The sequence below is a fragment of the Amycolatopsis sp. NPDC051128 genome (assembly GCF_040682715.1).
Lineage (GTDB): Bacteria > Actinomycetota > Actinomycetes > Mycobacteriales > Pseudonocardiaceae > Amycolatopsis.
In genome coordinates this window covers 58,235-76,624 of the sequence record NZ_JBFBBN010000044.1, presented here as the reverse complement: position 1 = coordinate 76,624, position 18,390 = coordinate 58,235, and the positions used below count along the sequence as shown (strand labels likewise).

The following is an 18,390-nucleotide window of genomic DNA, read 5'->3' as shown; positions in this document are numbered from 1 at the left end:
CGGCCAGGGTCTCAAGGACGACCCACGTCACACCGGACGAGCGTGCTCAGCGCGGAACCAGCGACGTCACCGCCTCGACCAGCTCCCGCCCTTCGAGCAGCACCGGGTCGTTGTGGTCGGCGCCGGGGATCTCCACCAGCCGGGCGGACGCGGCGGCCGCCACCTCGCGGCTCTGGGCGGGCGGGACGATCGAGTCCCGGCTCCCGAGGACCACCACGGTCGGCACCCGCAGGCGCGCGACCTGCTCCTTGACCGGGAACCGGTCGCGCAGCAGCAGGCGCACCGGCAGGTACGGGTAGACCTCCGCGCCCACCGCGGCGAGGTCCACGAACGGGGACCGCAGGAGCAGCCCGGCGGGCGGGTGTTCGAGCGCCAGCTCCGTCACGACGGCGCAGCCGAGGCTTTCCCCGTAGAAGACGACGCGCCCCGGCGGGGTCCGTTCGGTCAGGAAGCGGTAGGCCGCGCGGACGTCGAGCGCCAGGCCGGCTTCGCTGGGATCGCCCGGGTTGCCGCCGTATCCCCGGTAGTCGAACACCAGCACGGCCAACCCCGCCTCCGCGAGCTTCGCGGCCAGCGGGGCCCGCCCGGCCCGGTTGCCGCCGTTGCCGTTCGCCACCAGCACCGCCGCCGTCGGCGCCCGTCCCGGCGGGCGGACGAACCAGGCGCCCAGCTCGAGCCCGTCGGCGGTGCGGAGGCGGACGTCTTCGGCGCCGGGCAGCACGCTCGCGGCCGCGGGCACCGGCGCGGGATCCGGCAGGTAGATCAGCCGCCGCTGGACGGCCCAGACGGCGGCGAGCACGAGGACCACGACCAGCACGGCCACCAGCATGACTCGCACGACCACGGTCCTAGTCAAGCGTGACCTCCACCCCGCGAGTATCCCCCGCGGGAAACGACATGGTCGCGATCTGGCCGGAAGCGGCGAACTTCTTCAGCGAGAAGGAACAGGCCGCAACTGGCCTTCACGGAAGCGGTCACGCTGATTGCCGACGGCGGCGTGCCGGATGACGTCTACGCCCGGGCTCTCAGGGAGTTCGGCGAGGCGGAACTGGCCCAGTTGCTCCCGCTGATCTTCAGCATCGACACGGGGAACCGCATCGCCATCACCACGGCCAAGGTGCCGGGCACGGACGAGCGAGTGGCCCGGTAAGCGCCCCAATGTGGCGTTGGGTGCGTCCAACGCACCCAATGTGGCATTCGGTGCATCCAACGCACCCAACGCCACATTGGGGTTTTCACTCGGAGGGGGGATTTCCGCTACGCCGCTCAGCTCTTGAGCGGCGCCTCGATGCTCCACTCACGAGCGGCCCGCCGCCTCTACGCCAGCGAAGGCCTGGAGGTTTCGATGGCGTCGGTGGCCCGCGAGGCCGGCGTCGGCAAGGCGACCCTCTCCCGCCGCTTCGCCACTCGTGACGAGCTCGTCAACGCCGTCTTCACCGACCGGATGGAGGCCTACGCCGCGGCCACGAAAGCGGCGCTCGGCGACCCCGACCCCTGGCACGGCTTCACGCACTACGTCGAGACCATCTGCGGGATGCAAGCCGCCGACCGCGGCTTCGCCGCCGTGCTCACCGTGAGCTTTCCCGGCGCGACGGCCGCCGAAGCCCGCCGGACCGAGTCCTACCGGGGCTTCCTGGAACTCATCAGCCGCGCCAAGGCCACCGGCCACCTCCGGGCCGACTTCACCTCCGAAGACCTCGTCATCCTGCTCATGGCAACGCCGGCGTCATCGCCGCCACCGGCGACGCCGCACCCGGCACCTGGCGCCGGCTCATCGGCCAGCTGCTCCGCGCCTTCGCCACGCCCGGCGCCCCGCTCCCGCCGATGCCCGGCTCACCGCCTTCCGCCGACCTCTACCGGGCCATGAGCCGCGTGCCCTGACGCCGCGGCTACCGCGTTGGCCAGGGCGCCGCTCCGGTCATCAGGCCGATCATGCCCGCGACCAGCCGCATCTCCGCCACCGTCCGGATGTCGGCCTCGACGAGCCGGGGCGAGCACACGAGGATCGCCAGTGCCTGCGCCCGCGAGAGGGCGACGTTGAGCCGGTTGCGGGACAACAGGAAGTCGAGCCCGCGGGGCAGGTCGACCGCCGACGACGACGTCATCGTCGTGAGCACGACCGGGGCTTCCTGACCCTGGAACCGGTCGACCGTGCCCACCCGGACGCCGGGGAACCCGGCCGCCTCCAGCGCCCGGCTCACCGTCCGAGCCTGCAGGTTGTACGGCGCGACGACGACGATGTCGGCGTCGCCGAGCGGCCGGGCCGGGCCGCCGTCCGTCCACAGGCGACCGTGCACATCGGACACGATGCGGACGACCGCGTCGGCTTCCTCCACCGAGCGGGTCGTGTTGCCGTGGTGGTCGACCTCGGCCAGGTACAGGCCCGCGGCGACGCCTTCGATCGCCCGGCCGGCGGCCGAGGGGTGGGCGTGCAGGCGCCCCGCGTAGGACAGCTTCGACACCGGTTCACACACGGCCGGGTGCATGCGCCGCGTCTCGTCCAGGAAGTAGCCGAGCTCCGGCGGCATGATGTCGGCCTCGCCGATCAGGTGCCCCAGCGCCGACGCCTCCGCGCCCGCCGGGTGCGTGCCCTGCACCACCTGGGGCAACTGCTGCGGATCGCCCAGCAGCAGGACGTTCTTGGCGCACATCGACACCGCGAGCGCGTCGGCGAGGGCGAACTGGCCCGCCTCGTCGATGATCAGCAGGTCGAAGGGCTCCTCGCGGATCGCGGCGTTGGCGAACGTCCACGCCGTCCCGCCGACCAGGTGCCCGGTGTCGTGCTCTTCCCGCCACTTCACCAGCGCCGGGTTGCTCTTCGGCTGTTCCCACGGCGCCGCCGGGTCCGGGGTTTTCTTCGCCCGCTTGGCGCACGGCAGCTCCGGCGCGGTCTTCTTCGCCGCGCTCAACACGTTCTCCACGGCCTTGTGACTGGTGGAGGTGACCGCGACGGTCCGCCCGGCGCGGACCAGGCGGGCGATCAGCTTCCCGGCGAGGTACGTCTTGCCCGCGCCCGGCGGGCCCTGCACCGCGAGGGCCGAGCCGTCGAGCGCCTCGACCGCGTCGATCACCGTGGCGACCAGGTCCTCCCCCGGTTCCGGCAGCGCGGCGCCACCCCGCAGCCGCGGGGGCGTCCGGCGGAGCAGGTCGACGCCGGGATGCCGCGGCAGCACCGGCAGCGCGTCGACGACCAGGCGGGCGAGATCGGCCACCGCCTCGTCCTTGGGCGAGGGCCGCACCGGGCTGCCGGGCAGGATCGCGACCGGCCGGTCGGCGGTGGTGGCGTCCGGCGGGCAGCTCTCCGCCAAGGTGAGTTCCACGGCGGAAGCGGCGACGACCTTGGCGTCGCGGGCGGTCGCGCCGTAGCGCAGCCGCACGTCGTCACCCGGCGCGAACGGGTGCGGGTGGTCCGGGTCGCACGTGACGAGCAACGTGCGCTTCGCGGTGCGGACCCGGCCGGCCGGCGGCACCCACTCCCCCGCTTCGAGCGACACCGGGACGGCGCAGGCGGTGTCGACTTCGAGATCGCCGAGCGGCGCGGCCAGCCGGCGGAAGTACTCCCACCACGAGGGGTTCGTCTCGCGGCGGTGGTAGCCGACCGACGCCGCCAGCAGCGCGCGGGCCCGCTCGTCGCCGGTGAAGTCACCCGGGTCGTCCGGCAGCCCGTCGAGCAGCGGGTCGACCAGCGCGGCCAGCTGGGCGGCGCGTTCGGCGCGGCGCTCGGCGGCGACGTCCTCTTCGGCCGCGCGGATCAGCGCGTCCTCGGCGGATTCCTCGGCGGCCGCCGGCGGTTCGACGCCGGCCTCGGCGCGGACCTGGTGGAGGAACTCGAACAACCGCAGCGCCGAAACGCAGTCGTACTCGGTGTTCTCCCCGATGCCGCGCAGGACTTCGGCCGCCCGTTCCGGCTCACCGGACCGGGCGAGCGTCAGGTACTCCTCGTACGCCTCGACGTCCGACATCGCGGTCTTCGTGCTGCCTTCACGGGTGCCCGGCTGGTAGAGCGGCTCGAGGTGCCGGATCGAGTACGACCGCTGCGAAACGCGCAACGCCTTGCGCACCACCGCGTGCAGGTCCACGACCGCGCCACCGCGCAGCAGTTGGTCGACGGCCTCCTCGCGGGTCCCGTGCACCGCCGCGAGCCGCTTGATCGCGGTGACTTCGTACGGCGCGTAGTGGTAGACGTGCGAGCCGGGGTGCTCGGCGACCCGGGCCGTGGCGAAGTCGACGAACTCCTCGAACGCCCGCTTCTCCTGGGCCCGGGTGTGCGCCCAGAACGGGGTGAACCGCCGGTCGCCCTCCGCGGTGAGCGCCCCGAACAGGTACTCCAGCCCCTCGCCCGCCAGCGCGTGCGGATCGCCCGCCAGATCGAGGAAGACGTCACCCGGGGCGGGCGCCGGCAGGCCGGCCAGCGCGCACGCGTCGACGATCTCGTAGGCGACCTCACCGGTGGCGTCCTGCCGCACCTGGAGCGCGGCCTGGGCGCGCAGGGTCGCGAACGACGTGACGGACAGGTCCCGCGGCCGGTCGCCCGGCGCGGCCGAGGCCAGCGCGTCGATCGAGCCCAGCCCGGCGGCGACCAGCTTGCGGCGCTGGTCGCCACGCATCCCGGCCACCAGCGAGAGATCGCGGTCGGCCTCCCGGGCCGACGCGCAGTGCTGGGCGAACCCGCAACCGGCGCAGGCCGGGCGTTCGTCGGCCCACAACCGGGCCGGCAGCCCCGGCGCCCGGCCGCGCAGCCGGGCCCGCAGGCGGTCGACCAGCGGCCGGAAGTCCTCGACCCGCAACGTCCGGGTGCTGCCGTCGTCCAGCCGCAGGTGCAGGTTCGGCCCGGTCGGCCACCCGGCCCGGCGCACCGCGTCGGCGCACGCGGTCAGCCGCACCACCGCGGCGGGCTTCGCCTGGCGCGCCGGCTTCGCGTCGTACACCTCGTAGCGGCCTTCTTCGTCTCGGATCAGGAAGTCCGCGCACGCCGAGGACTCGCCGTCGCGGAAGACGGCCCGGTGGATCACCGGCGCTCCCGACCGCAACGCCTCCGCCGTCGCTTCGGCGGCGGCGACCGAGTCGGCGTCATCGATCTCGACCACCGCGCGTCCTTCACCGCGGAGCCGGGCGAGCATGGCCTTCGCAGCGGCGCGGGCGCGCCGGACCTCGGCCGGATCCGGCCCGGAACCGGGCCGCGGCGCCCCCGGCAGGTCCGCGGCCAGCGCCTGGTTCAGCACGCTGCGGTGCTCGCATTCGAGCAGGTCGGCGAGATCGGCTGGGGTGTACATCGCCGCGGAGTCTGACACGACGGGAGACCCGGGCCGGAGCACCCCGCCCCCGACACGCCGACCGCCGGGCGGCCGCGCGGCGACGCGCGCGGTTTTGTCGGACCCCGTCGCTAGGCTCCGCCCCATGACCACGGGGGACGCCGGATTCGGCGAGATCGCGAGAGCCATGGCCGAAGCACTGCGCGCGGGCGCCGGCGCCGGGTGGTCGGCCGCCACCCTGCAGCTGCGGCACACCGGTGGCGCCGTTTCGTGCCACGCCTGGAGTGACGTGCGGACGCACCTGGCCGTCGACTACACGCCGATCGCCGAGGTCCTCTTCGAACGGCCGCCGGCGGCGCTGGAGGTCCGGCTGGCCGCCGGCGGTCACTACACCTTCACCGCCCAGCCGGACGTCGCTTCCGTGTCACCCGGGCGGATCGTGTTCGACGCGGAGTTCCGCTACCCCGGGCACCCGCGGCCCGGCCTGCCCCGGCCCGCGGCCGCGGCGCCGACCGGGGCGCCGACGGATCCGGCCGTGCTCGCCGACGTCACCCGGCTCGCCGGGGAGTTCGCCGAGCGGTACGCCGCGATCAAGGGCGCTCCCCCGCCGTGGCCGTCCGGCCGCACCGAGGCCGACCTGGCCGCCGCCGAAACCCGGATCGGCGTGCGGCTGCCGGAAGACCTGCGCGCGCTGTACCGCGTGGCGGACGGCGACCCGCGGGAGAGCGGCCTGCTCGGCCCCTACTCCCACGACCCCCTCGACCGGCTCGTCGAGACGTACCTGGGGGGCGAACCCGGTTCGTACGGCTGGGAAGACGAGCCGGACGACGACGGCGTCGTGTTCGAGACGGCGCCGCCCGGACGGGTGAAACGCCTGTCCCGCAACGACTGGTGGGTCACCTTCGGCGGCGACCGCGCGATGAACTACCTCGCCGTGGACCTCGACCCGGCCGAGCGGGGCCGCTCGGGCCAGGTCGTCGAATACGGCCGGGACATCTACGGGCCCCTGCGCTACGTCTCGGCGTCGATCACCGACATGCTCACCGAGGTCGTCGAGGCCCTGCGCGCCGGCCGGTACGAAGACCCGGGAGATCGGTACCTGTCCCCGGAGACCGGGCTCCGCGACGACCCGGCGCGGTCTTACTCCGAAGTCATCTCGGACGCGGCCGACCTGGACCTGGCCACGGTGGTGGCCGGGTTCCCCGGGCGGGAGCTGGTGCAGGAGGTCTACCTCAACGACCCCGGCGACGTCGGCCTGGCGGTGTTCGAACCGCTGCCGTCGCTGCGGCTGCTGAGGGTCAACCGCGCCGGCGCGGTGCTCCCGTCGATCGGCGGGCTCGGGGCGCTGGAGTCGCTGCAGATCGACGCGCGGCAGGTCGATCTCGCCGCGGTCGCCGGGCATCCGGTGCTGTGGGACCTCCAGCTGGACGGGGTCGCCGAACCGCTCGACCTCGCCGTGCTGCGCACGCTACCCCGGCTGACCCGGCTGGGCCTCGCCGGATCGGCGGTGCCGGACTGGGGGCCGGTCTGCGACCTGCCGGCCCTGCGGGTGCTGAAGCTGGACGCGGACCAGGTGCGCGCCCTGCTCGCCACCGGCCGGCCGCTGCCGCGGCTGGCCGCGTTGTTCGTCACCGGGCGGACGACGCTCCGGGAGATGAGCGAGCTGCGAACTGCCTTCGGCGGTGGCGATGACGGGGACGCGGTTATCGACATCTCCGGAGCCCTGCCGTGATTCGGTCACGCTGACACAGCCCAGGCTGACCGCGAACCAACAGCCACCATCCCCCGAACGAGCTACCCGCGAATGCCCACCGCATGGTGACGATTCCGGGCCACCGCGGCTCCAGCGTTCCGTCGCAGCCGCGCCGCCCCGGTTACGCCTACCGCCGGGGCCTGGTCACCTAGACGGACGTGAGATGCTCGACCGCGCAAGACAGTCCCAAGCGGAAGGCGGAGCAGGTGACCAGCTGGACCGACGTGATCAACTTTGTCCGGACCCGGTACGAGGTCCTGGAGGAGTCGGACGGCTGGCTGCGGTTCCGGCTCCACGGCCCCGGCGACCGGACCCAGCAGGCGACGGCGCACCACCTCCCCGACCAGGACGGCGCCGCCTGGGTGGAGATCTCCTCGCCGGTGGGCTGGGCGGACTCGATCGACCTGCGGAAGCTGCTCGAACTCGCGGGCGGCGCGGCGGCCGGCGGCGCGGCCGTGGTGGACGGGGTCGCGCTGCTCAAGCACACCGTGCCCCTGGAAGGGCTCAGCATCGAGCACGAGTTCGAGCGCCCGCTCAAGTCGGTCGTCGCCCGGGCGGACGCCTTCGAGCACGAGCTGACCAAAGCGGACGAGTTCTGATCCGTTCCCGCCGCTACCGGCGCGCCGCCAGCTCGGCCGGATGCAGCTCGTAGAGCGCGTACGCCTTCCTGATCACCGGTTGCGCCACGTTCCGCACGCGCACCCCGCCCGGCGTCACACCCTGTTCGCACCCGAAGTGGGCGTGCCCGTGCAGGGCCAGGTCCGCGCCCACCTCGTCGATCGGCTCGCACAGCAGGTACGAGCCGAGGAACGGGTGGATCTCGGGCGGCTCGCCGTGCAGGGTCCCGGAAATCGGCGCGTAGTGGGTCAGCGCGACGACGACGTCGGTGTCGAGGCTGCACAACGCTTCGCGCAGCGAGTCCGCCGACGCCATGGTGTGCTCGACGAAGTCCTTCATCTCCCGCTCGCCGAAGCGGCTGGCGCACTTGCCGGCAAACCCGCCGCCGAACCCCTTGACCCCGGCGACGCCCAGCGACCCGTCCGGCAGGTCGAAGCGGGCCGCGTGGCCTTCCAGCACCACGACCCCGGTCTCCCGGAGCAGGTTCGCGATCACCTCGCCCGAGTCGCTGTGGTGGTCGTGGTTGCCGAGGACCGCGGCGATCGGCACGCCCAGCCCGGCGAGCTCGTCGGCCACCACGCGGGCTTCCTCGACGGTGCCGTGCCGGGTGAGGTCACCGGCCAGCAGCAGGATGTCGGCGGTGCCGGCCAGGTGTTCCAGCGCCGGCCGGAGCAGGCCGCGGGAGTCCTCGCCCAGGTGCACGTCCCCGACCGCGGCGATCCTCATCGGCTGATCTCCTCCGCGCCGGCCGGTTCGCGGACGTCGGCGACCCGGACGTCGTTGTGCACCAGCTCTTCGGTCAGGTATTCGGCGACGACGGCGTCCACCTCCGCCTTCCGCGCGGGGCAGGTGACTTCGCCGGTCAGGTGGACGTGGTCGCCCCGCACGGTCACGTGCACGCCGAGCTCGGCGGTGCGGGGGTCTTCGGCCAGGACCCGGCTGAGCCGGGCGACGAGATACTGCGGTGGTTCGGGCACGAGTGCCTCCTTCGGGTCGATGACGGACAGGTCGCCGAGCAGGCTCAGGAACGCCCGGGCGTAGGGGGACGCCGACACCTGGACGGCGACGTCGGTCCAGTCGACCTGCTCGCGTAGGTCGCGGGCGATCTGCAGCAGCGGCTCGAAATCGCATCGGTGTGCGCTCAGCACGAGCAGCTTGTCCACGAGCAGGTCGGTGGCGGAGACGACCGGCGCCGCGGTGGACCCCACCCGCATCAGCGCGGCGCGGTCGAGCAGTTCGTCGGTCACCGGCCGGTGGTTGGGCCCGTAGATCAGGTCGACGAGGATGTCGCCGTCGTAGACCTTCGTCAGCCAGTCTTCCGGCGGGTGCACGCGGCGCAGCCCAGCGGCGGTGAGGACCTCCGCCGCGCGTTCGGCGTCTCCGGGTTTGAGGAACAGGTCGACGTCGTGGTCCGACGGCGGGCCGCCGCGGGCGTACACCGCCAGCCCGCCGGCGACGGCGAACCGGATGCCCGTGCCATCCAGCGCGGTCACGACGCGGGTCAGGCTCTGCAGCAGCGCCTCCGCTTCCATGCCCGGGGGTTACCCGCCACCGGGCCGGGCCTAACCGCCGTTCACGACCGGCGGGCCGGGGAGCCCGATGCCCGACCTTGGATGGGTTGAGTGGCCTGCCGCAACCGGTCGTGCGGAGCGCTCCGAACTCGCGTTCGCCGACAGCGTCCACGTGGACGGCGGGAGCGGTCGCCCGGATGATCGGCCTGCCACCGTCGCCGCGGGGCGCCGGCCCACCGGTCCTGCTGTCCTGTGTGGACGGTGAGCGGCACGCTGCCGCTGGAGGCGCTGTTCTGCGCCGTCCCGTTGATCGCCGGGTGCCGCGGGTCCCGCGCTGTCTCCTGCCGACCGGTTTATCCCGGAACCGCCCGGGTAGCCAGCCGCCCTGTCGATGGCTTCCGTCGGCACCCACCGAAGGCGCGGAAGTGCCTCTCCGGGTTAGTTCAAGTCCCCACCGGACACGGCGGTTCGTGCGCCCTCGCCCGCCCTCCGGTGACGAATTCTCCAGATACGCCTGGGCGGCGCAGTCACGCGGCGCCGCGCTCACGGCGCGTTCCCGGGCACGGGACCGATCAGGGGACGTGAACCGGGATCCCTCGGCCGTTCAGGAGCCGTTCAGTACGGCGCCGTGGCGGAAACCCAGGCACCACAAGGAGTTCCTGGTGGTTTGTTCCTGGCCACCGGCGACCGCGACCGCGTATGGTCACCGACGCATGATTGGGAGCGCTCCCAACCGATCGGTTCGCCGGACGAAGGAGGACAGTGTGGTTCCCCGACGGATTCGCCCTCGCAAGACCTTGCTCTCCCTGGTGGTGACGGCCGTGGCCGCCGTGCTGCTGGGCGGAGTGCTCACCGGCGTCGCCGACGCGCACGGTTCCGCCACCGACCCGCCGTCGCGCAACTACGGCTGCTGGAACCGCTGGGGCAGCGACTTCCAGAACCCGGCCATGGCGACGCGGGACCCGATGTGCTGGCAGGCCTGGCAGGCCGACCCGAACGCGATGTGGAACTGGAACGGGCTCTACCGCGAAGGGGTCGCGGGCAACCACCAGGCGGCGATCCCCGACGGGACGCTGTGCAGCGGCGGCCGCACGCAGAGCCCCCGGTACAACGCGCTGGACAAGGTCGGCGCCTGGCAGATGGCGAACAAGGACAACCGGTTCACGCTCACCATCACCGACCAGGCCCGCCACGGCGCGGACTACCTCCGGGTGTACATCACCAAGCAGGGCTTCGACGCCGCGACCCAGCCGCTGGGCTGGGGCAACCTCGAACTGGTCGCCCAGACGGGCCGCATCGCCCCCGCGGGGCAGTACCAGGTCACGGTGAACGCGGGCGCCAGGACGGGGCGGCACATCGTCTACACGATCTGGCAGGCGAGCCACCTCGACCAGTCGTACTACTTCTGCAGTGACGTGAACTTCTCCGGTCGTTAGCCCGAGCCGGGCCGCGGCCGTCGTCCCGCCGACCGCCGCGGCCCGGGCTTCGTACCACGCGGGCCGATGCGAAGAGAACTCGGTGGCGCCCCAAGATCGCACCCTGCCGCGGCACTACGCCATCCGGAGGATTCCGGAGATGCCCTCCACGTAACCGGCCAGGCGGCAGTCAGCCGAGTGGCCGCACTAACGCGGTGCGTGCCGGTCGACCCAGGCCGCCGCCGCGCGCAGCGGGACCTCCACCGGGGCGAGCTCCGGGTACCACGCCTTCTCCCACTCCAGGGAGACCCAGCCCGGCCACGAGCGCAGCAGCTCGCCGCATTCGCCGAGCGGGACGGCTCCCTCCCCCGGCGGCACCGGCGTCGGGTCGTCCCGGCTCACGGCGTCCTTGACCTGGAAGTAGCCGAGGTAGGGGCCGAGCACCTCCTTGGTGGTGGCCGGCTCCTCGCCGGCGCGCCACGGGTGGACCGCGTCCCACAGCACCGCGGCCAGGTCCGGCGCCCCGAACCCGGCGACCAGGCTCACGGCCGCCGCCCCGGTCGGGTGGGAGTCGTGCGTCTCGACCAGCAGCCGCACGCCGGCGTCACGGAGGTCGTCGAGGACGGCGGCGATCCGGGGATGCGCGTCGCCGTCGCCGCCCGGGAAGACGCGCACCGCCGGCGTGCCGATCCGGTGCGCCAGCTCGATCAGCGCCCGCAGTTCGCCGATCACCGGCCCGTCGGCGCCCGGCGCGGCGACCTTCGCGTACCCGGCCAGGCACGCGACGGCCAGCCCCTCGTCCGCGAGGCCGGACCGCACGCGATCGACGGCGGGGCCGGGCAGTCCCAAGTGGACCTCTTCGTCCGGGTGCACGCGCAGCTCCAGGCCTTCGCAACCGTGGGCGAGCGCGGTGCGTGCGGCGTCGCGCACCGGCTCGCCCGGCATGCCCAGCGTGCTGACCGCGAACCGCCACCCCATCGACAACCTCCACCCGTCGTGTCGATCATAACCCGGAAAGCGCTTACCGACCGTTCGCCACGGTCCACGGGTCCAGGTCGCGCCGGGCTGTGACGGCCGGGCTCATGCGCCCCAATGGGGATTTTTCATCCTGGTTTGTGCTGGTCGGGGTGGGTTGACAGGGTCTGGTAGTGGTCAGGCCGTGGCGTGCCGGGCGGTGTCGCGGGCGCTCTGCTCGTGTTGGGTGAGTACGAGCAGGGCGCGGATGAGGGTGGTGGCGTGGCGGGGGTGGAGGCGGAGTTTGTCGAGGATGTGCCAGGTTTTGAGGGCGGCGAAGCCGCCCTCGACCGCGCAGCGCAGCGCGGAGAACACCGTGTTCGCGGCCTGTTGGGCCTCGGTGAGCGGTCGTTTGGCTTCGGCTTTGTAGGGGGTGAGCACCACCTGCTCACACGGGCCGCCGCAGATGTCGCAGTCTCGTGTTTCGCGGACGTCTTTGTGCCAGCCGTGGAAGGCTTTGTCCGCGGCCGGGGTCAGCCGGTGCTGGTGGAGTTGTTCGCGGATGCGGTGGTGGCGGGCGGCGGTGATGTCGGCGGTTTTTGCCTGGCAGGGCTGCTGAGACGTAGAGCAGCCGGCCGTGTTCGTCGGTCAACCCGAGGACGTTGAGGCCGTGGTGTTTGTGTTTGCCGCTGTAGTGGCGGCGGTTGTTCTTGCCGGTGCGGCGGCGGGTGCGGATCAGGGTGCCGTCGGCCAGCACCACCACGGCCCCGCGGGCGGCCAGTCTGCGCAGGACCCGGGGCAGTCTGGGGGCGCGGCCGGCGAGCAGGGTGATGACTTCCAGCAGCCAGCGGCGCAGGGTGGAGGCGGAGATCCCGTTCGGGGTGGCCAGGTCCAGCAGGCGTTCGTCTTTGCGCAGCATCGCCAGGACCAGGATCGCCTGCTGGGCCGGGGTGACCTTGCGCCAGCGGGAGCCGATCTTCGCCCGGTGTGCGGTGATCAGGCTGGTCAGCCAGGCGATCGTGGCCGCTGATACCGGCAGGGCACTGCGGTAGGAGATCGTCGCGGTGGTGGGGTGTGAGACAGTGGGCGCGGAGCCCCCGGACGTTTTTTCTTGAGTCACGACTTGATCAACATCCGGGGGCTCCGCCGCGTTCCCGACCAGAAGCCGGCAACCACCAAACCCCGTTACCCCACAACCACAACCAGCGCTGTCAACCCCACTGACCAGCACCAACAGGATGAAAAATCCCCAATGTGGCATTGGGTGCGTCCAACGCACCGAACGCCACATTGGGTGCGTTGGACGCAACCAACGCCCAAGGCCGGGCAGTTAGCTGCGGCAGAGAGCTGTCAAGCTGCCCGATTAGCCCGATTAGCCCGGTTTCAGGTGCTCGCCCAAGGCCGTGAATGTCGCATTGAGGGACATAGAGTCCCTCAATGTGCCATTCACGGCCGTTCCGTTGACCGCTTGCGCGGCAGAGGAATCCTTTAACTACCCGGCCTTGACCCAACGCCATATTGGGGCGTAAGCCGGGCGGGCGCGGCGCACAAGAGCGTCAATGCCCGCACCCGGGGTGCTCCCGGGTGCGGGCAGTGGTCCGGTTCGCCGAGCGGAGCTAGCGGGCCTTGTTCTGACCGCGTCCGGCGGGGGCGTGGCCGTTCGTGCCTTCGGCGGGCTTCCCCGCCGGCTGCGTGACCGTCTGGCCGGACGGTGCCGGCGGTGCCGCCTTGGGGGTCGCGGGCTGCGGCGGCTTGACGGCCGTAGGCGCGGCAGGCGCCGTGGGGGCCGCCGGCTGTCCGGACGGGGACGGCTTCTCCGATGCGGGCTTCTCGGCGGGCAACGCGGCCGTGTTGTCCGACGACTGCGTCGCGGGCTTCTCTTCCGGTCGCGCGGCGGTCTCGTTCTCCGCCAACGGGTTCGACCGCCGGACCTGGACGACGGCCGCGATCGCGGCGGCCAGCACGCCGAGCGCCACCAGCCACGGCCAGCGAGCCCGCCGGGTGCGATCGCCGCGGGCCGCGCTCTTCGCCTCCTGGAGCGCCACGGCCAGATCGCGCTTCGCGGCCGCGACGGTCTTCCGCCGCCGACGGCCCGACTCGCCCGCCGACCCGACCACGGCCGCGACGGCCTGCGCCGCCTTGCGGCCCGGGTCGCGCATCTTCCCCGCCCTGGCCAGCACTTCGTCGCGGGCCGCCGTCGAGTTCGCCAGCACGTCCCGGCGCGCGGCCCGCGTGCTCTTGTCCAGTTCCTTGGTCGCCGCACGGCCCACCTTCGCGAGTTCACCCGCGCTTTCGGCCAGCTTCCGGTCGGTGATCTCGACCGCCCGCGCGGCCGCGGCCGCCCCCACCCGCGCGGCTTCCGCGGCGAGATCCCGTACGCCGGCCGCCGCCGTTTTCACCGATCGTCCGACCGGAGCGTCGCCCTGGCTCATGTGATCACCTCTCACTCGTCGCAGCAGGCGGAGGCCTGCCAAACCTCACAGTGAGGGCTACCCACTGGACGGCCGTCCGGAACCTGAACCACGCGAGCGGGCGAACTCCGGGGACGGGCGTTCACGTATATGTACGCCGTTCAGCCGGCGGCGACGATCTTCCACCTCTGGTTCCCGCTCGCGCTGTCGCCGTACTGGTCCAGGTCGGCGCCGCTGCCGGCGCTTCCCATGCCGTCGATGTACTTGCCGGTCGCCCGGTTCCTGATGCGCACGTTGTTGGCGTCGGTCACCACCGACCACTGCTGGTTCGCGCTGCCGCTGTCGGCGTACTGGGCCACGGCGGCCCCGTTGGCCGTGCGGCCCGCGCCGTCCAGGTAGAGACCGGTGGCGCGGTTCTTGATGCGCACGTAGTTGCCGGAGTTCTCGACGACCCACTGCTGCTCGGCCCGGCCGGCGCTGCCGCTCCCCTGGCCGGCGGTGGAGCCGGTGGCCGTGCGGCCAAGGCCGTCGATGTACAGGCCGGTGGCGGCGTTGACGATCCGGACGTAGGTGCCGCCCGCGTCCCCGGCGCCCCAGGCGTACTGCAGCCGGGCCAGCCCGGACGGATTCACCAGCGACAGCTTGATGCCCGCCCCGGTTCCGCTCTTGGTGGTCATGCTGTACCAGTCGCCGTCGCGCAGGCCCGGCCAGTACACGCTGCCCATGCCGAGGGCACGCAGTTTGCCGCTGACGCCGCGGATGTAGTCGGCGAAGAACGATCCGCTGGGAACGTTGTAGTCGATCGTGTCGTAGTGGACGCCGTTCTTGCTGCCGGGCCCCATCGGGCCGCCCCATTCGGTGGCGACGGTCCGGGCGGCGTACGCGCCGATGTAGCCGGCGATGTGGTTCGCCCACTCGGTTTCGCTTTCGTAGCCGGCGAAGAACGAGTAGTCGTGCACCGCGAGCAACGTGTTGTCGAGACGGTGGTCGTCGCCGACTCCGGCGACGTTCTGGGCCAGGCCACCACCGTCGAGGATGACCCGGCCGCGCGGCACGGCGGAGTACCGGTTCAGCCAGTCGTTGTACATGTTGTCGAGGCTGCCGATGTTGTAGCCGGCCGGCTCGTTGATGACCTCGAAGTAGGCGTTCGGGTTGCCGCCGTACTTCGCGACCACCTTGTCCCACATCTGGTAGAACGCGGTGGTGCTCACCGGTTTGCCGCCGGTGTACGCCCAGTAGGCCAGGATCACCTTGCCCTTGGTCAGCGCCGTGTCGATCGCCCCGGTGTAGGTTCCCCAATAGCTCGAAACGGTCGGCTCGTTGATCGGCATCCGCACCGTGTTCGCCCCGGTGATCGAGTACATCTGCCCGACCACCTGCTCCGCCACCGCGGCGGCGGACGTGTACGTGTCCCCGGAACCCAGCCCCGACGGGTACAGCACCCCGTTGACGAAGTTGTCCCGCTGGTCCGCCCAGTTCACGCCCTTGAACTGGGCGGTGGACGCGTTCGCCTGGTTCGGGCCGACGGCGAGCAACCCACCGGCGAGCGCGAACACCGCCAGCAGTCTGAGCAGAATGGAGAAAGCTCCGCGAGCAACCACCTGGTTCGGCGATCCCATGGGTCATCCTTCCCGAAGCCGGCGCCGGTGCCGGCCGAAGTCGGCGTCGGTACCATCGATAACGGAACCGGCCGCCGCGACGCCACGATGCGATCGGAAAAGCTCAGGAACGGTCAAAACCGAAGGCGGTATCCCGGTTCGACGGCGGCGACCTCCCGGTTGTTTCGACGATTCACGCCGAAATTCCCGCGATCGGCGATCACCACGGCGGCGGCGCGGTGCTCCCCCGGACCACCAGCGTGGTCGGCACGAGCGCGCGCACCTCATCCGAGCTGCCCGAGACGATCCGGTCGAGCAGGGTCCGCACCGCCCGGTGGCCGAGTTCGTCGAAGGACTGCCGGACCGTGGTCAACGGCGGCCAGAAGCACGCGGCCTCGGCCATGTCGTCGAAACCGGCGACACTGACCTCACGGGGCACCGAGCGCCCGGCCTCGCGCAGGGCGCGCAGCAGGCCCAGCGCCATCTGGTCGTTCGCGGCGAACACCGCCGTCACGGCCGGGTCCCGGCAGAGCACCTGCCCCAGCCGGTACCCGGAATCCGCCGACCAGTCCCCGACCACCGCCAGCGGGATGTCCCGGTCGTAGCGGATCAGCGTCTCGCGCCAGGACCATTCCCGGCGTTTCGCCGCGAAGGAGTCCATCGGCCCGGCGATGTGCCAGACGGTCTGGTGCCCCAGCTTCAGCAGGTGCTCGGTGGCCAGCGCGGCGCCCTGGACCTGGTCGGTGTCGACGACCGGATGACCGGCGCGCGGCCGCGAATCGACGACCACCACCGGCACGCCGTCCGGCAGCTCGATCTCGCGCCCGTTCACCTCGTGGTCCCCGACGAGGACCACCACGCCGTCGACGGCTTCCCGGTCGAGCCGCCCGACCACCTCCACGGGGATCAGGGTGGTCGCGTAGCCCTCGGCCGCCGCGGCGGTCGCGATGGCCTCGAGCGTCCGGCTGCTGCCCAGCGTCCCCAGCGTCGACGCGACCACGCCGATCGAGCGGAATCGATCGTGCCGCGGCACGTCCGCGATCCGTGTGGCGTCCAGGTCTTCCGGCTCCACCCCTGGACACCTCCCGGTAGCCCGCGAGAACCACTAATCGTCCCGCGCGGAGACTAAGGAGAACGGGGCGCCACCGCAAATCCCGCGATCGCCGCGCCGTCGTGATCATTTCGACACACCAGGTCGCGACCACTTTCGCGGAGCCGGCTCGCCGAAGCGCCCGGACGGAGCAACCGCCAGGCCCACTTGGCCGCCGCGAGCACGAAATCACCGAATTCGACGAGGCCGGTGCGCGCACGGACGGCCGTCGGGCAACTTTCCCGCCGCAAACCGGCGGAATGAGACCTGGGACACATCGGTCATCTGCTAAGAAGTGCACCGTCAATACCGTGCCGCTGATTCAGCCGGGCCGAAAGACTGACGCGGATTCGAGCCGGCGGCCGGTTTCGACAATCGTCGTGAGGATCCGGGGTGGGTTTCGAAGAACGCGTGATCAACGGCCGGTACCGGTTGCTGGACCGGGTCGGCCGCGGGGCGATGAGCGTGGTGTGGCAGGCCAAGGACGAGCGGCTGGACCGCGTGGTGGCGGTCAAACAGCTGCTGCAGGACCCGGGCGCCGAGCCGGCCACGCTCTTCGACAACTGCGAGCGGGCGATCCGGGAGGCCCGGCTGGCCTCGCGGCTGAGGCACCCGCACGCGATCGCGGTGCACGACGTGTTCGAAGACGCGGGCTCGATGTACCTGGTGCTGGAATACCTTCCGTCCCGGTCGCTGACCGACCTCCTCGTCGAGCAGGGGCCGATGACCGAGCACGACGTGGCCCGGATCGGGCACCAGATCGCCTCGGCGCTGGCCGCCGCGCACGCCGCCGGCATCCTCCACCACGACGTCACGCCGAACAACGTGCTCGTCACCGACGACGGCACCGCCAAGATCACCGACTTCGGCGTCGCGCGCTCGCTCGGCGAAAGCCCGATCACCGGGGACGGCGTCGTGGTCGGCACCCCCGCCTACCTGGCCCCGGAAGTCGCCGCCGGGCACGGGGGCGGCCTGCCTTCCGACGTGTATTCGCTCGGCGCCACGCTGTACACCGCGCTGGAGGGCGCGCCGCCGTTCGGCTCCGGTGACGACCTGATCGCCCTGCTCCGGCGGATCACCGACGACGAACTCGTCCCGCCGGCTCACCCGGGGCCGCTCGCCGGCGTGGTGGTGCGGATGCTCGGCCGCGACCCCGCGGGCCGCCCGTCGATGCCGGAAGCGGCGAGCCTCTTGGCCTCGGTCGCGGCGCCCGCCGCCGCCCCGCCCGTGGTCGCGCGCCCGCGACGTCCGCACCGGGCGGCCGCGGCCGGGATCGCCGCCGGGGTGCTTTCCGCGGGCGCGGTGTTCGCTCTGACGCCGGCCGGCCGTCCCGAGCCGGCGGCGGCCCCCCTCGAACCGCCGCCGGCCACCGTGACCGCGAACCACACCGTCCACGCCACCACCACGGCCACGCCGGCGCCCGCGCCCCGGCGGACGGCCTCCGCGGTCCCCTCGGCCCGCTCCGGCTGCACCGCGCGCTACGAGGTGACGACCTCCTGGCCCGGCGGGGCCCAGGTGCAGGTGACCGTCCACAATGAACAACCGGCGCGCCTCGGCGGCTGGGTGGTCAGCTGGGTGCTGCCGCCGGGGACGGACATCCGCGACCTCTGGAACGGCACCTTCGTCGAGAACGGCTCGACGGTGGTCGTCACCGACGCCGGCTGGAACGCGTTGCTCGAAGGACACGCCACGACGACGTTCGGGCTGAACCAGAACGTCACGAACAGCGGCGGCGAAGTCCCCGTCCTCACCTGCCGGCCGAGCTGACCGGCGCGGCGATGGGGCGCA

General features: G+C 72.4%; 15 protein-coding genes and 1 pseudogene. 6 read left to right on the top strand and 10 right to left on the bottom strand.

Annotated elements, in window-relative coordinates:
• Positions 1–46: 46 nt before the first annotated feature.
• Positions 47–856: an alpha/beta fold hydrolase gene (locus AB0M82_RS34190; RefSeq protein WP_364730957.1), complete on the bottom strand. Its 810-nt coding sequence runs from the start codon at positions 854–856 to the stop codon at positions 47–49.
• A 141-nt stretch (positions 857–997) separates the two neighbouring features.
• Between AB0M82_RS34190 and AB0M82_RS34185 the strand changes: the two genes are divergently transcribed.
• Together AB0M82_RS34185 and AB0M82_RS34180 are read left to right on the top strand one after the other, a co-directional pair.
• On the top strand, positions 998–1,150 hold the full coding sequence (locus tag AB0M82_RS34185) for a hypothetical protein (protein ID WP_364730954.1): 153 nt from the start codon (positions 998–1,000) through the stop codon (positions 1,148–1,150).
• A gap of 138 nt (positions 1,151–1,288) precedes the next feature.
• A complete protein-coding gene (locus tag AB0M82_RS34180; protein WP_364730952.1) occupies positions 1,289–1,867 on the top strand; it encodes a helix-turn-helix domain-containing protein in 579 nt (192 codons plus the stop codon).
• A 22-nt stretch (positions 1,868–1,889) separates the two neighbouring features.
• On the opposite strand, the gene AB0M82_RS34175 is transcribed toward AB0M82_RS34180, so the two are convergent.
• Positions 1,890–5,273: a TM0106 family RecB-like putative nuclease gene (locus AB0M82_RS34175; RefSeq protein WP_364730950.1), complete on the bottom strand. Its 3,384-nt coding sequence runs from the start codon at positions 5,271–5,273 to the stop codon at positions 1,890–1,892.
• A gap of 124 nt (positions 5,274–5,397) precedes the next feature.
• On the opposite strand from AB0M82_RS34175, the gene AB0M82_RS34170 reads away from it, so the two are divergent.
• Positions 5,398–6,984 (top strand): SMI1/KNR4 family protein, encoded by a 1,587-nt coding sequence (locus tag AB0M82_RS34170; protein WP_364730948.1) that lies wholly within the window; start codon positions 5,398–5,400, stop codon positions 6,982–6,984.
• Positions 6,985–7,211: 227 nt separating this feature from the next.
• Positions 7,212–7,604 carry a hypothetical protein gene (locus tag AB0M82_RS34165; RefSeq protein ID WP_364730945.1) on the top strand — a complete coding sequence of 131 codons (393 nt, stop codon included), beginning with the start codon at positions 7,212–7,214 and terminating at the stop codon, positions 7,602–7,604.
• 13 nt (positions 7,605–7,617) lie between these two features.
• Here the strand turns inward: AB0M82_RS34165 and AB0M82_RS34160 are convergent, their stop codons facing one another.
• Both AB0M82_RS34160 and AB0M82_RS34155 read right to left on the bottom strand, forming a co-directional pair.
• A complete protein-coding gene (locus AB0M82_RS34160) occupies positions 7,618–8,349 on the bottom strand; it encodes a metallophosphoesterase (RefSeq protein ID WP_364730942.1) in 732 nt (243 codons plus the stop codon).
• Positions 8,346–9,155 (bottom strand): nucleotidyltransferase family protein, encoded by an 810-nt coding sequence (locus AB0M82_RS34155; RefSeq protein WP_364730939.1) that lies wholly within the window; start codon positions 9,153–9,155, stop codon positions 8,346–8,348. The genes AB0M82_RS34160 and AB0M82_RS34155 overlap by 4 nt, the downstream gene beginning before the upstream one ends.
• 743 nt (positions 9,156–9,898) lie before the next feature.
• On the opposite strand from AB0M82_RS34155, the gene AB0M82_RS34150 reads away from it, so the two are divergent.
• Positions 9,899–10,570 carry a lytic polysaccharide monooxygenase auxiliary activity family 9 protein gene (locus AB0M82_RS34150; RefSeq protein ID WP_364730937.1) on the top strand — a complete coding sequence of 224 codons (672 nt, stop codon included), beginning with the start codon at positions 9,899–9,901 and terminating at the stop codon, positions 10,568–10,570.
• A 186-nt stretch (positions 10,571–10,756) separates the two neighbouring features.
• Here the strand turns inward: AB0M82_RS34150 and AB0M82_RS34145 are convergent, their stop codons facing one another.
• The 6 genes and pseudogenes from AB0M82_RS34145 to AB0M82_RS34120 form a co-directional block, all read right to left on the bottom strand.
• On the bottom strand, positions 10,757–11,527 hold the full coding sequence (locus tag AB0M82_RS34145; protein WP_364730934.1) for a sugar phosphate isomerase/epimerase family protein: 771 nt from the start codon (positions 11,525–11,527) through the stop codon (positions 10,757–10,759).
• Between the two features lie 174 nt (positions 11,528–11,701).
• On the bottom strand, positions 11,702–12,091 hold the full coding sequence (locus tag AB0M82_RS34140; protein WP_364730986.1) for a transposase family protein: 390 nt from the start codon (positions 12,089–12,091) through the stop codon (positions 11,702–11,704).
• A 43-nt stretch (positions 12,092–12,134) separates the two neighbouring features.
• Positions 12,135–12,422 (bottom strand): annotated as a pseudogene (locus AB0M82_RS34135) (IS5/IS1182 family transposase); the annotation flags it as partial.
• A gap of 697 nt (positions 12,423–13,119) precedes the next feature.
• Positions 13,120–13,935, bottom strand: coding sequence for a hypothetical protein (locus AB0M82_RS34130; RefSeq protein ID WP_364730931.1), 816 nt, complete (start codon positions 13,933–13,935; stop codon positions 13,120–13,122).
• A 140-nt stretch (positions 13,936–14,075) separates the two neighbouring features.
• Positions 14,076–15,533: an RICIN domain-containing protein gene (locus AB0M82_RS34125; RefSeq protein ID WP_364730928.1), complete on the bottom strand. Its 1,458-nt coding sequence runs from the start codon at positions 15,531–15,533 to the stop codon at positions 14,076–14,078.
• Between the two features lie 199 nt (positions 15,534–15,732).
• A complete protein-coding gene (locus tag AB0M82_RS34120; RefSeq protein WP_364730926.1) occupies positions 15,733–16,584 on the bottom strand; it encodes a substrate-binding domain-containing protein in 852 nt (283 codons plus the stop codon).
• A gap of 411 nt (positions 16,585–16,995) precedes the next feature.
• On the opposite strand from AB0M82_RS34120, the gene AB0M82_RS34115 reads away from it, so the two are divergent.
• Complete coding sequence (locus tag AB0M82_RS34115) at positions 16,996–18,369, top strand: serine/threonine-protein kinase (protein ID WP_364730924.1); 1,374 nt, start codon at positions 16,996–16,998, stop codon at positions 18,367–18,369.
• Positions 18,370–18,390: the final 21 nt, after the last annotated feature.